12 protein-coding genes are annotated in these 13578 nt (G+C 72.2%); 2 read left to right on the forward strand and 10 right to left on the reverse strand.

Annotated features, from left to right (window positions below; translation table 11 throughout):
* Nucleotides 1-7 precede the first annotated feature (7 nt).
* From OG504_RS26745 to pdhA, 7 genes are all read right to left on the reverse strand, one after another.
* Nucleotides 8-988, reverse strand: a complete 981-nt coding sequence (locus OG504_RS26745) for an NAD(P)H-quinone oxidoreductase (RefSeq protein WP_405992104.1) — start codon at nt 986-988, stop codon at nt 8-10.
* Between the two features lie 72 nt (nt 989-1060).
* Complete coding sequence (locus OG504_RS26750) at nt 1061-2155, reverse strand: potassium channel family protein (RefSeq protein ID WP_405992105.1); 1095 nt, start codon at nt 2153-2155, stop codon at nt 1061-1063.
* Nucleotides 2152-3537: a molybdopterin molybdotransferase MoeA gene (locus OG504_RS26755; RefSeq protein ID WP_405992106.1), complete on the reverse strand. Its 1386-nt coding sequence runs from the start codon at nt 3535-3537 to the stop codon at nt 2152-2154. The genes OG504_RS26750 and OG504_RS26755 overlap by 4 nt, the downstream gene beginning before the upstream one ends.
* The gene (locus OG504_RS26760) at nt 3534-4463 is read right to left on the reverse strand and encodes an NTP transferase domain-containing protein (protein ID WP_405992107.1); all 930 of its coding nucleotides are present in this window, start codon (nt 4461-4463) and stop codon (nt 3534-3536) included. The genes OG504_RS26755 and OG504_RS26760 overlap by 4 nt, the downstream gene beginning before the upstream one ends.
* Before the next feature lie 54 nt (nt 4464-4517).
* Nucleotides 4518-5870: a dihydrolipoamide acetyltransferase family protein gene (locus tag OG504_RS26765; protein ID WP_405992108.1), complete on the reverse strand. Its 1353-nt coding sequence runs from the start codon at nt 5868-5870 to the stop codon at nt 4518-4520.
* Nucleotides 5870-6874 (reverse strand): alpha-ketoacid dehydrogenase subunit beta, encoded by a 1005-nt coding sequence (locus OG504_RS26770; protein WP_266770371.1) that lies wholly within the window; start codon nt 6872-6874, stop codon nt 5870-5872. The genes OG504_RS26765 and OG504_RS26770 overlap by 1 nt, the downstream gene beginning before the upstream one ends.
* A complete protein-coding gene (gene pdhA / locus OG504_RS26775) occupies nt 6874-8007 on the reverse strand; it encodes a pyruvate dehydrogenase (acetyl-transferring) E1 component subunit alpha (protein WP_405992109.1) in 1134 nt (377 codons plus the stop codon). Before pdhA ends, OG504_RS26770 begins: the two co-directional genes overlap by 1 nt.
* A 174-nt stretch (nt 8008-8181) precedes the next feature.
* Between pdhA and OG504_RS26780 the strand changes: the two genes are divergently transcribed.
* A complete protein-coding gene (locus tag OG504_RS26780; protein WP_405992110.1) occupies nt 8182-8682 on the forward strand; it encodes an Lrp/AsnC family transcriptional regulator in 501 nt (166 codons plus the stop codon).
* Nucleotides 8683-8686: 4 nt separating this feature from the next.
* Here the strand turns inward: OG504_RS26780 and OG504_RS26785 are convergent, their stop codons facing one another.
* Together OG504_RS26785 and OG504_RS26790 are read right to left on the reverse strand one after the other, a co-directional pair.
* Nucleotides 8687-9277, reverse strand: coding sequence for a TetR/AcrR family transcriptional regulator (locus OG504_RS26785; protein WP_405992111.1), 591 nt, complete (start codon nt 9275-9277; stop codon nt 8687-8689).
* On the reverse strand, nt 9274-10788 hold the full coding sequence (locus OG504_RS26790; protein WP_405992112.1) for a 3-hydroxyacyl-CoA dehydrogenase: 1515 nt from the start codon (nt 10786-10788) through the stop codon (nt 9274-9276). Before OG504_RS26790 ends, OG504_RS26785 begins: the two co-directional genes overlap by 4 nt.
* A gap of 160 nt (nt 10789-10948) precedes the next feature.
* Here OG504_RS26790 and paaN point away from each other — a divergent pair, with 160 nt between their 5' ends.
* Nucleotides 10949-12640: a phenylacetic acid degradation protein PaaN gene (gene paaN / locus OG504_RS26795; protein WP_405992113.1), complete on the forward strand. Its 1692-nt coding sequence runs from the start codon at nt 10949-10951 to the stop codon at nt 12638-12640.
* A gap of 68 nt (nt 12641-12708) precedes the next feature.
* Here the strand turns inward: paaN and OG504_RS26800 are convergent, their stop codons facing one another.
* Entirely contained in the window at nt 12709-13461 is a 753-nt protein-coding gene (locus OG504_RS26800) for a TrmH family RNA methyltransferase (protein ID WP_405992114.1), read from the reverse strand.
* Nucleotides 13462-13578: the final 117 nt, after the last annotated feature.

Genomic DNA, 13578 nt, shown 5'->3' on the forward strand with positions numbered 1-13578 from the left:
GCCGGCCCTACGGCGCGACGAGCAGCACCTTGCCGATGTGCCCGCTGTCCTCCAGCACCTGGTGCGCGGTCCCGGCCTCGCTCATCGGCAGTTCCCGGTCGACGACGGGCCGGATCTGCCCGGCCTCGATCAGCGGCCACACGTGTTCGCGTACGGCGGCGACGATGGCCGCCTTCTCGCCGAGCGGGCGGGCCCGCAGCGAGGTCGCGCTGATGGCGGCCCGCTTGCCGAGGAGCGCGGCGATGTTCAGCTCGGCCTTGATGCCGCCCTGCATCCCGATGATCGCGAGCCGCCCGTTGACGGCGAGGGCCTGGACGTTGCGGTCCAGGTACTTGGCGCCCATGTTGTCGAGGATGACGTCGGCGCCCGCACCGTCGGTGGCCCGCTGGAGCTCGGCGACGAAGTCCTGCTCGCGGTAGTTGATGAGGATGTCGGCGCCCAGCTCGGCGCAGTAGTCCAGCTTTTCCTTCGTGCCGGCGGTGACGGCGACCTTGGCGCCTACGGCCTTCGCGAGCTGGATCGCCATGGTGCCGATGCCGCTGGAGCCGCCGTGCACGAGGAGCGTCTCGGCGGGGCGGAGGTGGGCGACCATGAAGACGTTCGACCAGACCGTGCAGACCACCTCGGGCAGCGCGGCGGCCTGCTTCAGGTCGAGGCCGGCGGGCACGGGCAGCAACTGCCCGGCCGGAACGGCCACCTTCTCGGCGTAACCGCCGCCCGCGAGCAGCGCGCACACCTCGTCGCCGACCGACCAGCCGGACACCCCGGGGCCGATCTCGACGATCCGGCCGGAGCATTCGAGGCCGGGGTAGGAGGACGCGCCGGGCGGCGGGTCGTAGAAGCCCTGGCGCTGCATGATGTCGGCGCGGTTGACCGCGCTGGCCACCACCTCGACCAGGACCTCGCCCTCGCCGGCGACCGGATCGGGGACCTCGCCCCACACCAGTGCCTCGGGCCCACCAGGTTCGGAAATCGTGATCGCATGCATGGGGCCGACGCTACTCCTCGTCATACGGCCGACCGCCGAAGGAGGGTCACTGAGGCAGCGGTCGAAGGCGTGTCACTCCGGCAGGGGCCGGGTGTCCGGCGCGACCTGCGAACCCGGCGACACCCGCACGATCGTGATGAGCCGGTCCGTCAGCTGAAGGGTCCCGATGGCCGGGTCGTCGTAGCCGAGGACCCGGTGCCCGCGTACGACACTCACCACCAGGTCGTCCGTGTCGCGCGGGGACTTGCCGACCTCGGCCTTTATGACCGGGCGTTCGGTCATGTCGAGGCCGCTGCCCTGCTGGATGAGGTCTTCCATGACCATGCCGGCGGCGGGGCTGAGCACGGACAGGCCGAGCAGCCGGCCGGCCGCGCTGGCGCTGGTGATGACGGCGTCGGCGCCGGACTGCTTGAGCAGCGGCGCGTTCTCCTCCTCGCGGACCGCGGCGACGATCTTCGCGCTCCGGTTGAGCTGCCGTGCCGTGAGGGTCACCAGGACCGCCGTGTCGTCGCGCTGGGTCGCGATGATGATCTGCCGCGCCTTGTGCACCTCGGCCCGCTTGAGGACCTCGCTGCGGGTGGCGTCCCCGACGACTCCGACGTATCCCTGGCTGCTCGCCGCCTCGATCGCCTTGCCACTGGGGTCGACCACGACGACCTGTTCCTTCTTCAGTCCGGTCGCGCACACGGTCTGGATCGCGGACCGCCCCTTCGTCCCGAAGCCGATGACGACGGTGTGATCCCGCAACGTGGACCTCCAGCGGTTGAGACGCCATTCCTCCCGCGTGCGTTCGGTGAGGACTTCGAGGGTGGTGCCGACCAGGACGATCAGGAACAGCACGCGCAGGGGCGTGACGACCAGGATGTTGGTGAGCCGGGCGCCGTCACTGACCGGGGTGATGTCGCCGTAGCCGGTGGTCGAGAGGGTGACCGTGGCGTAGTAGAAGGCGTCGAGCAGGTCGACCGAGCCGTCCGAGTTGTCGTTGTAGCCCTCGTGATCGGCGTAGACGATCAACGCGGTCGCGACGAGCAGGAACAGCGCGATGGACAGCCGTTTCGCGACCTGCTGGAAGGGGTGCTCGACCACTTTCTTCGGGAGTTCCACCCGATGGGTCACGAGATGTTCGTCCGCCTGGCGGGCGATCGCATCATGGCCCGACTGTTTCACGTGAAACACACCCCGATCCCGGCGGCCGCCCAGGGCAGATCGATCAGTTCCGCGTGCTGCCCCTGCCGCGCACCACCCGGCGGTACGACCGCGAGCGCGTCGGCGGCCGCGATCCCGCGCAGCATGGCCGGGCCGTTGTAATGCAGCGGCACGGCAGAGTCGCCGCGCAGCACGGCGGGGATGAGCCGGGTGTCGTACGGATGCCCGTGCACCGCGTCCTGGAGGGGCAGCTCGTACTGCTCCGGGGCGGGGTGTGCCGACAGGGTCCGCAGCAGCGGTTCGGCGAGGGTGAGCAGGCCGGAGATCGCGGCAAGGGGGTTGCCGGGCAGGCCGACGAGGTGCTGGTCGTCCTTGATGCGGGCCAGCAGCATGGGGTGGCCGGGGCGTACCTTCACGCCGTCCACGAGGAGCTCGGCGCCGATGGCGCGCAGGGTGGGGTGGACGTGGTCGACCGGGCCGGAGGCGGTGCCGCCGGTGGTGACGATGACGTCGGCGGAGCTGCCCGTGATGGCCTTGTGCAGCGCCTTCGCGTCGTCGCGGAGCCGGCGGACCGCGGTGACCTCGGCGCCGAGCGCGCGCAGCCAGGACGGCAGCATCGGCCCGAGCGCGTCCCGGATGAGCCCGTCCCGGGGCAGCCCCTCGGTGAGCAACTCGTCGCCCAGGATGAGGACTTCGACCCGGGGGCGGGGCACGACGGTGAGCGTGTCGTACCCGGCGGCCGCGGCGAGGCCGAGCACCGCGGGGGTCACCAGGGTGCCGCCGGGCAGCAGATGGTCGCCGCTACGGCACTCCTGGCCGCGCGGTCGGATGTCCTGGCCGTGCCCGACGTCCCGGGCCGCGTGGAGCCGGCCCTTGTCGTCGGTACGGCCGTGTTCGCTGCGGATGACGGCGGTGGCGTCGGCGGGGACCCGGGCACCGGTCGCGATCCGTACGGCCTCGCCGTCGCTGAGCGGTTCGGACTGCGCGTGCCCGGCGAGCACCCCGTCCTCGCGTACGGCCCAGGGGCCGGGGCCCGCGACCGCCCAACCGTCCATCGCCGAGGTGTCGAACGAGGGCAGGTCGCTCAGGGCGACGAGCGGCGCGGCCAGGACGAGACCGAGGGCGGAGTCGAGGGCCACGGAGACGGGGGCGCGGCGGGAACCGGTGCGTGCGGCGCGGCCGGCGATCGCGCGGGCCTCGGGCCAGGGGGTGGCCCTGTGCTGGCCGGTGTCGGGCTTGCGGGGGGTGCCCTGCGGTGAGCGCGCGGGGGAGGTCGAGGGCGGGGACACGGCGGGGTCGCCGGAGCCGGTGCTGCCTTCGTTCACAAGGGCGAGTACCTCCTCGACGTCGAGGTCCTCGGCGTCCCGGGCGTGCTCGCCGACGTGAATACCGCGCGCGGTCATCCGGCGGCGTCCGGACCCGGCGCGGACGACGGGGCGTCGGGCTTGGCGTCGGAGGGGGCTTCCGGGGTGTTCTCGCCGGCCCAGCGCAGCGCGAGGGCGGCGGCCTTGCGGGCGGCCTCGGCGACGGCGTCGGGGCCGCCCTTGCCCTGCGCCGCCGCGTAGCCGACCAGGAAGGTGGTCAGCGGTGCGGCGGGCCTGGCCACCCCGTGGGCTGCGTCGCGGGCGAGGTCGAGCAGGGTGCCGGTGTCGACGTCCAGGTCGATGCCCAGTTCGTCCTTGACTGCGGAAATCCATTCATCCAACACGTGCCCATGCTCCCTGATGCGTGCCCTGGCGGTGGCGAGGTCGTCCCAGGTGTCGCAGTCGAAGGACGCGACGGGGTCGGGGACGCGGGTGAGGTCGAGCGCGGCGGTGAGCCGACGCAGAGGCAGCCCGGTGAGACTGCCGTGCTCTGCGGTGAGTGCGGTCAGCTCCCGGCGGAGCGCCGACGCGCGGTACGCGGCCACGAGCGGCTGGTCACGCCCGTCGGCGTCGGTGAGCAGCACCCCTTCGGCGTCACTGCTCCGCAGGGCGGTCAACAGCCGCCGTACGGTGGCCACTTCGAGGAACGGCAGGTCGGCCGAGAGGACCACGACGGCCTCGGCGGTGATGTGCCGAAGCCCGGCATCGAGCGCGGCGACCGGACCCGCACCGGGCGGTTCCTCCCGCGCCCAGCGCACCGGCCGGACGGTGGGCCTCGGGTCGGCCACGACGACCGTGGTCCCGGCATCGGCACAGGCACCGAGCACCCGGTCGAGCAGGGCCCGTCCGCCCACCCGCAACCCGGGCTTGTCGGCACCCCCGAGCCGCCGGGCGGCACCACCGGCGAGCACGACGGCGTCGTGGGCGACGGCGGGCGCGGCGTCGGGGGGCTCGTGCGCGGTCACCCCCCGAGTATGCGTGCCACCCTGATCACAGGGAACTCGCCCGCGCCGCCGTGATCACAGGTTGCGCAGCAGTACCGCCGGCTGTTCCACGCAGTCCGCCACATATCGCAGGAAACCGCCCGCCGTGCCGCCGTCGCACACCCGGTGGTCGAAGGTGAGCGAGAGCTGGACGACCTGCCGGACCGCCAACTCGCCCTCGTGCACCCAGGGTTTGGGGACGATACGGCCGACGCCGAGCATGGCCGCCTCGGGGTGGTTGATGATCGGTGTGGAACCGTCGACGCCGAACACCCCGTAGTTGTTGAGCGTGAAGGTCCCGCCGGTGAGGTCCCCGGGCGTGAGTGTTCCGGTCCGGGCGGCCTCGGTCAGCCGCCCGAACTCCGCGCTCAGCGCCTCCGCGTCCCTTGCCTGCGCGTCCCGTACGACGGGCACGACCAGCCCGCGCTCGGTCTGCGCGGCGAAGCCGAGGTGCACCCGGTCGAACCGGACGATCTCCCTCGCGTCCATGTCCACGGTGGAGTTGAGCTCGGGGAACCGGGCCAGCGCGGCCGTGCAGATCCTGGCGAGGAGGGCGAGCACGGAGATCTTGGGCCCACCGGCGGCGTTCATGGCCGCGCGGGCACGCATCAACTCCGTCGCGTCGGCGTCCACCCAGCAGGTCGCGTCGGGGATCTCGCGGCGGCTGCGGGAGAGCTTGTCGGCGACTGCGCCCCGGATGCCTCGGAGGGGGGTGCGGGTGACTCCGTCGGTCGCGGGGGCCGTCATGGTCGCGGGGGTGGCGAATGTGGTCGGGGGGAGTGCGGCCGGGGGCAGGAGTGTCGCTTCCTGGGCGGTCGCCTCTTGGGCCGCCGCCGCGCGGAGCGCCTGCTCGACGTCCGCCCGCAGGATCAGGCCGTCGCGTCCGGAACCCGTCAACTCCCGCAGTTCCAGGCCGTTCTCGCGCGCGAGTCGTCGTACGAGAGGCGAGATCACGGGTACGGGACCGTCGTCGCGACCGCCGGTCCCGGCGGCGGGGGCCGGGGCGTCCGCCACCGACGTCACGACGTCCGCCGCCATCCGCCGTACTCTCCGCCGCCGCGCCGGAGGCGCCCCCGTGCCGTAGCCCACCAGCACGTTCCCGGAGCCCTCGGTCTCGGTCTCAGCCCCGGCATCGGACGCCGGCGTACCTACCGCGACCGTCAACAGCGGGGAACCCACGGGCAGTTCGGTGCCCTCCTCGCCGAAGCGGGCGGTGACGACACCGCCGTAAGGACACGGCACCTCGACCATCGCCTTGGCCGTCTCGACCTCGACGACCGGCTGGTCGATGGCGACGACGTCGCCGACCTCGACCAGCCAGCGCACGATCTCCGCCTCGGTGAGGCCCTCGCCGAGGTCGGGTAGCTTGAACTCCAGTACCTGTGCCATCAGTTGTCCGCCTCCCACTGGAGCCGGCCCACGGCGTCCAGGATCCGGTCGACGCCGGGCAGATGGTGCCGCTCCAGCATCGGCGGCGGATACGGGATGTCGAACCCGGCGACGCGCAGCACCGGCGCCTCCAGGTGGTGGAAGCAGCGCTCGGTGACGCGGGCCGCGATCTCGCCGCCCGGGCCGCCGTAGCCGCCCGACTCGTGCACGACGAGGGCGCGGCCGGTCCGCCGTACGGAGGCGCAGACCGTCTCGTCGTCGAACGGCACCAGGGAGCGCACGTCTACGACCTCGAGGTCCCAGCCCTCGGCCCGGGCCGCCTCGGCGGCTTCGAGACAGACGGGCAGGGACGGGCCGTAGGTGATCAGCGTGGCGCTGCGGCCGGGGCGGCGGACGACCGCGCGGCCGATGGGGTCGACGGGGGTCGGCTCGTCGGGGTTCCAGGTGTCCTTCGACCAGTACAGGCGCTTGGGCTCCAGGAAGACGACCGGGTCGTCGGAGGCGATCGAGGCGCGCAGGAGGCCGTAGGCGTCGGCGACCGTCGCGGGGGTGACGACGTGGAGGCCCGGGGTGGCCATGTAGTAGGCCTCGGAGGAGTCGCTGTGGTGCTCGACGCCGCCGATGCCGCCGCCGTAGGGGACGCGGATGGTGATCGGGAGGGGCATGGCGCCGCGGGTGCGGTTGCGCATGCGGGAGACGTGGCTGATCAGCTGCTCGAACGCCGGGTAGGCGAAGGCGTCGAACTGCATCTCCACGACCGGGCGCAGGCCGTACATCGCCATGCCGACGGCCGTGCCGAGGATGCCCGCCTCGGCGAGCGGGGTGTCCGTGCAGCGGTCCTCGCCGAACTCCTTGGCGAGGCCGTCGGTGACACGGAAGACGCCGCCGAGGGTGCCGACGTCCTCGCCCATGACGTGCACGGTGGGGTCTTCGGTCATGGCGTCGCGCAACGCGCGCGTGAGGGCCTGCGCCATGGTGGCGGGTTTGAGGGCGACTGTGGTCATCAGTGCGTCCCCTCGCGCTCGGCCGCCAGCTCCGCCGCCAACTGTTCGCGCTGTTCGCGCAGTTGAGGGGTGGGCTCGGCATACACATCGGCGAACAGGTCCATGGGGTCGAGCACCGGGTCCTGGTTCATGTGGGCGCGCAGCTCGGCCGCCATGGTCTCGGCGGCGTCGCGCGCGGCCTTGATGCCGTCCTCGTCGATGAGCCCGCGCTCGGTGAGTTCGTGCTCCAGGAGGGCGATCGGGTCGTGGGCGCGCCAGGCCTCGACCTCGGTGTCGCCGCGGTAGCGGGTCGCGTCGTCGGCGTTGGTGTGGGCCTCGATGCGGTACGTGATGGCCTCGACGAGCGTGGGACCACCGCCCTCGCGCGCGTGCCGTACGGCGTCGGCGAGGACCTCGTGCACGGCGGCCGCGTCGTTGCCGTCGACCAGGCGGCCGGGCATGCCGTAGCCGACGGCCTTGTGGGCCAGGGACGGGGCGGCGGTCTGCTTGGCGAGGGGGACGGAGATCGCGAAGCCGTTGTTCTGGACGAGGAAGACGACCGGGGCCTGCCAGACGGCGGCGAAGTTCAGCGCCTCGTGGAAGTCGCCCTCGCTGGTGCCGCCGTCGCCGACCAGGGCGAGCGCGACCACGTCGTCGCCCTTGAGGCGGGCCGCGTGGGCAAGGCCGACCGCGTGCGGGAGTTGCGTGGCGAGCGGTGTGCTCAGGGGGGCGATGCGGTGCTCGCGCGGGTCGTAGCCGGTGTGCCAGTCGCCGCGCAGCAGGGTGAGGGCCTGCACGGGGTCGAGGCCGCGGGCGACGGCGGCGAGGGTGTCGCGGTAGCTGGGGAAGAGCCAGTCCTGCTCCTGGAGGACCAGCGCGGCCGCGACCTCGCAGGCCTCCTGGCCGGTGGTGGAGGGGTACACGGCGAGCCTGCCCTGCTTGGTGAGGGCGGTGGCCTGCGCGTTGTACCGGCGGCCGCGCACCAGCTCGGCGTAGAGCCGGCGCAGCAGATCGGGGTCGGCCTGCGCGGCCGCCTCGGTGCCGAGCACGCGGTACGGCGCGGCGTCGGGCAGCAGCGGCGCGGGGTCCGTGCGCGGCTGCCAGGCGGGCGGCGGTGTGGGCCGGTACGCGCCCCGCTGCTCCATGACCGTCATGACGGCACCTCCTCGTGGGAGTGGCTCGAAGAGACGCGTCGGACGTGCCGCGCCTCCCTACCGATTGTTCGGTCGTCGGCACATTTTGGCTACAGGCACCTCCAGGCTGTGGACAAACGGTTCTCCACAACCTGAAATGAACGCAGTACGTCCATGGTAGGGAGGCGGGGGGACATGGCACCTGAACAAATGGCCGACGGTCCGGAGGCGGGCAACGCCCTGCCGCCCCCGCGCCCGCTCGACGCCATTGATCAGGACATCCTGCAGATGCTCCAGGCGGACGGCCGCGCGTCGATAAGGTCGGTCGCCGAACGGGTGCACGTCTCGCGCGCCAACGCCTACGCGCGGATCAACCGGCTCATCGAGGACGGCGTCATCCGCGGCTTCGGTGCCCGGGTCGACCATGAACGCGCGGGTCAGGGCACGTCGGCGTACATCACCCTGAAGATCGTGCAGAACTCCTGGCGCACGGTCCGGGAGCAGCTGAGACTGCTCCCGGGGGCCTCGCACATCGCGCTGGTGGGCGGCGACTTCGACGTCCTGCTGCTGGTGCACACGCCGGACAACCGGGCGCTGCGCGAGCTGGTCCTCACCCGGCTCCAGGCGATTCCCGAGGTGCTGAGCTCGCGCACGCTTTTGGTCTTCGAGGAGGAGGACCTGGAGCCCCAGAGCTGACCCGCTAGGCCGGGTTGCGCAGCCCGGAGAAGACCAACTGGGCCACCGCGTCGGTCACTTCGCGCTCGCCCATCCCCCGCGCGTCGGGCCGGTACCACTCCACGACGGAGTTGATCATCCCGAAGACGAGCCGGGTCGCGAGCCGCACCTCCACGTCACCGCGGAGATCGCCGTCGGCCGCCGCGGCCTTCAGCAGATCGGCCACCCGGTGGTCGAAGTCGCGGCGCCGTTCCAGGGCCCACCGCTCGGTGTCGGTGTTGCCGCGCACCCGCAGCAGCAGCGTCACGTACGGCAGCTCGGAGGTCAGCACCTCGACCATCCGCCGTACGACGTACTCCAGCCGTTCCACGGCGCGCCCCACGCGTGCGTGCTCCTCGTCGAGGATTCCGAAGAGGCCGTCCAGGGCGCGGCTGACCGCGCGGCGCAGCAGCTCCTCCTTGCCGGTGACGTGGTGGTAGATCGACGACTTCGAGATACCGGCCGCCTTGGCGAGGTGCTCCATGGAGGTGCCGTCGTAGCCGCGCTCGATGAAGACCTGGACGGCTACGGAGAGCAGCGTCTCCGGGGTGTAGGTGTCGCGCTTGGCGGTGGTCATGGGGTGCCCTCCCGCTTCTCGGTGGCGTACGCGTGGCGGTAGAGCGCGAGGGACGGCGCGTACCGTCCCGACGGATCACGCAGGTGCAGGTCGTCCAGGAGGTCGTAGGCCCAGCTGCGGCCGAGCCTGCGGCTCCATTCGAACGGACCCAGAGGGTAGTTGACACCCAGGCGCATCGCGGTGTCGATGTCCTCCTCGGTGGCGACGCCCTTGGCGACGGCGTCGTGCGCCAGGTCGACGATCCGGGCCACCGTGCGGGCGACGATCATGCCGGGGGCGTCTCCTACGACGCTGACGTTCTTGCCGAGCGCCTGGAAGAGGCCGATCGCCTCGGAGAGGGTCTGTGACGCGGTGTCCTGGGAGGCGGACAGGGCGATGCGGCCGGCCCTGCGGTAGTCGAGGGCGAGGTCGAAGTAGACGACGTCACGGAACTCCACGGAGGTCTGCCCGTCGGCGAGCGCCAGCTGACCGCCGCCCGGCAGCACCATCCGGGTGCCGTGGTCCTCTTCCTCCTCGCGGACGACGATGCCCGCCTCGCGGATCAGCGTGGCCAGCTCGGCCGCGGGGCCCAGGTCGCCCTCCACGACGACGTACGCGGGCGCCTGGGCCGGTTCGGCGGTGTGCGGCTCGGGCAGTTCGGCGTCGTCCCCGTGGTCGTACCAGCCCTGCCCGGTCTTGCGGCCGAGGCGGCCGGACTCGACCAGGCGGCGCTGCGCGAGGGAGGGCGTGAAGCGCACGTCCTGGAAGAAGGACTGCCACACGGAGTGGGTGACGGACTCGTTGACGTCCTGCCCGATGAGGTCGGTCAGTTCGAAGGCGCCCATCCTGAAGCCGCCGGACTCGCGCAGGACGGCGTCGATGGTGGCCGGGTCGGCGGCCTGCGCCTCGTAGACCGCGAAGGCCTCGGCGTAGAAGGGCCGGGCGATGCGGTTGACGATGAAACCGGGGGTGTCCGCGCAGGCCACGGGCGTCTTGCCCCAGGCGCGGGACATCTCGTACGCGCGCGTGGCCGACGTGACGTCGGTGGCGAACCCGGAGACGACCTCGACGAGCGGCAGCAGCGGCGCCGGGTTGAAGAAGTGCAGGCCGACGAAACGGCCGGGGTTGCGCAGGGCGGCGCCGATGGCCGTCACCGACAAGGACGAGGTGTTGGTGGCGAGCAGACAGTCCTCGCCGACGATGTCCTCCAGGTCCCGCATCAGCTGCTGCTTGACGTCCAGCCGCTCCAGAACCGCCTCGACGACCAGGGTGCAGTCCGCGAGGTCGGTGAGGGCCTCGGCGGGCAGCAGCCGGGCCCGCGCGGCGTCCCGGTCGGCGGCGGTGAGCCGGTCCTTCTCGACCAGCCGGTCGAGCCGCGCGCCGATCGCGTCGGTCGCTTCCCGGGCCCGCCCCGGGACGGCGTCGTACAGCCGTACGACGTGGCCCGCGGTCAGCGCGACCTGGGCGATGCCCTGGCCCATGGTGCCGGTGCCGACGACGGCCACGGGGCTGCTGAGGTCGAGTGCTGTCATGTGCGCGATCCTCCCGCACAGGGTTTTCCACAGATGCGGCGGACCCCCTTGTCCCGACCGATCGTTCGGTTACTCTAACTCTGACTGCCTGTTCCCGCCCAAGTCTCTGCCCAGGTCATGAGCTCGCAGACGAGTTCTTGAAACGAGGAGTTGGTCCCGCATGGCCGCCGAACTGACCGCGCCCGAGCTGATCGCCCGGCACCGGCCGACACTCGACCAGGCGCTCGAAGCGATCCGCACCCGCGCGTACTGGTCCCCGCACCCCGAACACCCCAAGGCCTACGGCGAGCACGGCAGCCTGGACGCGGCGGCGGGCAAGGCCGCCTTCGACGCCCTCCTGGGCACCCGCCTCGACCTCGGCCAGCCCGGCACGGACGACTGGGTGGGCGGCGAAGTGTCGCCGTACGGCGTCGAGTTGGGCGTGACGTACCCGCACGCGGACCTCGACGTCCTGCTGCCGGCCATGCGCGCCGGGCAGCGGGCGTGGCGGGACGCGGGCGCGGAGACGCGTGCCGTGGTCTCCATCGAGATCCTCAAGCGGATCAGCGACCGGACGCACGAGTTCGCGCACGCGGTCATGCACACCAGCGGCCAGGCCTTCATGATGGCGTTCCAGGCGGGCGGCCCGCACGCCCAGGACCGCGGCCTGGAGGCGGTGGCGTACGCGTACGCGGAGCAGGTCCGCACGCCCGCCGTCGCGGAGTGGACCAAGCCCCAGGGCAAGCGCGACCCCCTGGTGATGAACAAGCAGTTCAAGCCCGTGCCGCGCGGGACCGCGCTGGTCATCGGCTGCAACACCTTCCCGACGTGGAACGGCTATCCGGGCCTCTTCGCCTCCCTCGCCACCGGCAACGCGGTCCTGGTGAAGCCCCACCCGCGCGCGGTGCTGCCGCTCGCGCTCACGGTGCGGATCGCGCGCGAGGTGCTCACCGAGGCGGGCTTCGACCCGAACCTGGTGGCGCTGGCCGCCGAGCGTCCCGGTGAGGGCATCGCCAAGACGCTGGCCACCCGCCCCGAGATCCGGATCATCGACTACACGGGGTCGACGGGCTTCGGCGACTGGCTGGAGACCAACGCCCGCCAGGCGCAGGTCTACACGGAGAAGGCCGGCGTCAACACGGTCGTCGTGGAGTCGACCGACGACTACAAGGGGATGCTGTCGAACCTGGCGTTCTCGCTGTCGCTGTACAGCGGCCAGATGTGCACGACCCCGCAGAACCTGCTGATCCCCCGGGACGGCATCGGCACCGACCAGGGGCCCAAGTCCTTCGACGAGGTCGTCGCCGACCTCGCGCGGTCCGTGGACGGCCTCCTCGGTGACGACGCCCGCGCGAACGGTCTGCTCGGCGCGCTCGTCAACCCGGACGTGAAGGCCCGCCTGGAGGCTGCCGCCGGCCTGGGTGAAGTCGCCCTCGCCTCACGGGAGATCACCAACCCGGAGTTCCCGGACGCGGTTGTCCGGACCCCGGTGATCGTGAAGCTGGACGGTGCGAAGCCGGACGACGAGGCCGCGTACATGAGTGAGTGCTTCGGGCCGGTCTCCTTCGCCGTCGCGGTCGATTCGGCCTCCGACGCGGTCGAGCTGCTGCGGCGCACGGTCCGTGAGAAGGGCGCGATGACGGTCGGCGCGTACACCACCGACGAGGAGGTCGAGCGGGCTGTGGAGGAGGTCTGCCTTGAGGAGGCCGCCCAGTTGTCGCTGAACCTGACCGGTGGAGTGTTCGTCAACCAGACCGCCGCGTTCTCCGACTTCCACGGTTCTGGTGGCAACCCGGCTGCCAACGCCGCCCTGTGTGATGGGGCATTTGTCGCCAACCGGTTCAGGGTTGTTGAGGTTCGTCGGGACGCCTAAGAGCCGGGGGGTGCGGTAGCTGCGCGAGTGGCGGTCCGTTGTGGCTGGTCGCGCCGTTCCCCGCACCCCTAAAGGGGCGCTGCAGTGGACGTGCTCCAGTGGTACAGGGTCATTGCCACGCTCGTCGCCAGGTTGTAGCTGGAGACCTGGGGGCGCATCGGTAGGGACACCAAGTGGTCGGTGCGGGCGCGTAGTTCGGGGGACAGGCCGCTGCGCTCGGAGCCGAAGGCGAGGACGGCGTCGTCCGGGAGCTTGAGGGCCCGGATGTCGTCGCCCTCGGGGTCGAGGGCGAACACCGGGCCGGGCGGAAGTTCGTCAACCGTCAGACGCTCGACGGCGGTCGCGTAGTGCAGGCCCGCCCCGGCGCGTACGACCGTCGGGTGCCATGGGTCGAGCGTCCCGGTGGTGACCACCCCGGTCGCCCCGAAACCGGCGGCGAGCCGGATCACGGCACCGGCGTTGCCCAGGTTGCGGGGGTTGTCGAGAACGATCACGGGCGCGGTGCGGGGGGTGTGCGCGAGTTGCCGGAGGTTGGCCTCGCGCGCGGGGCGTACGGCCAATGCGGCCACCCCGGTGGGGTGCGGGCGCGACACGAAGGAGCGGTACGTGTCCTCCGGGACCTCCGTCAGCAGCGCGTCCAGGGTGGCTCGTACGTCCGGAGCCAGTTCGTCGGCGAGGGCGAGGGTCGCCCGTCGGTCCGTGGCGACCGCCACCGGGACCTCTGCGCCGAAGCGCAGCGCGTGCTTCAGGGCGTGGAAACCGTCGAGCAGCACGGAGGTCTCGGCGAGCCGGTGCCAGGTGGCTGCGGCGGGGGCGGTCATGAGGTGCAGCCTACGTGGGTGCGGCGCGGCCAAGGCGGGTGCGTGCGCCCGGCCTTCCGGGGGTGCGATGCGACCTCTGCGGGTGCGCTGCGCGGCCCCGTGGGCGCGTGCCTGGCC

Source organism: Streptomyces sp. NBC_00986, assembly GCF_045162565.1.
Taxonomy (GTDB): domain Bacteria; phylum Actinomycetota; class Actinomycetes; order Streptomycetales; family Streptomycetaceae; genus Streptomyces.

Excerpts from the sequence above, each read along its gene's own strand:
- OG504_RS26765 (WP_405992108.1), bottom strand. The coding sequence starts at position 5,870 with ATGGCACAGGTACTGGAGTTCAAGCTACCCGACCTCGGCGAGGGCCTC.
- OG504_RS26745 (WP_405992104.1), bottom strand. The coding sequence starts at position 988 with ATGCATGCGATCACGATTTCCGAACCTGGTGGGCCCGAGGCACTGGTG.
- OG504_RS26790 (WP_405992112.1), bottom strand. The coding sequence starts at position 10,788 with ATGACAGCACTCGACCTCAGCAGCCCCGTGGCCGTCGTCGGCACCGGC.
- OG504_RS26770 (WP_266770371.1), bottom strand. The coding sequence starts at position 6,874 with ATGACCACAGTCGCCCTCAAACCCGCCACCATGGCGCAGGCCCTCACG.
- OG504_RS26755 (WP_405992106.1), bottom strand. The coding sequence starts at position 3,537 with ATGACCGCGCGCGGTATTCACGTCGGCGAGCACGCCCGGGACGCCGAG.
- OG504_RS26800 (WP_405992114.1), bottom strand. The coding sequence starts at position 13,461 with ATGACCGCCCCCGCCGCAGCCACCTGGCACCGGCTCGCCGAGACCTCC.
- OG504_RS26780 (WP_405992110.1), top strand. The coding sequence starts at position 8,182 with ATGGCACCTGAACAAATGGCCGACGGTCCGGAGGCGGGCAACGCCCTG.
- paaN (WP_405992113.1), top strand. The coding sequence starts at position 10,949 with ATGGCCGCCGAACTGACCGCGCCCGAGCTGATCGCCCGGCACCGGCCG.
- OG504_RS26785 (WP_405992111.1), bottom strand. The coding sequence starts at position 9,277 with ATGACCACCGCCAAGCGCGACACCTACACCCCGGAGACGCTGCTCTCC.
- pdhA (WP_405992109.1), bottom strand. The coding sequence starts at position 8,007 with ATGACGGTCATGGAGCAGCGGGGCGCGTACCGGCCCACACCGCCGCCC.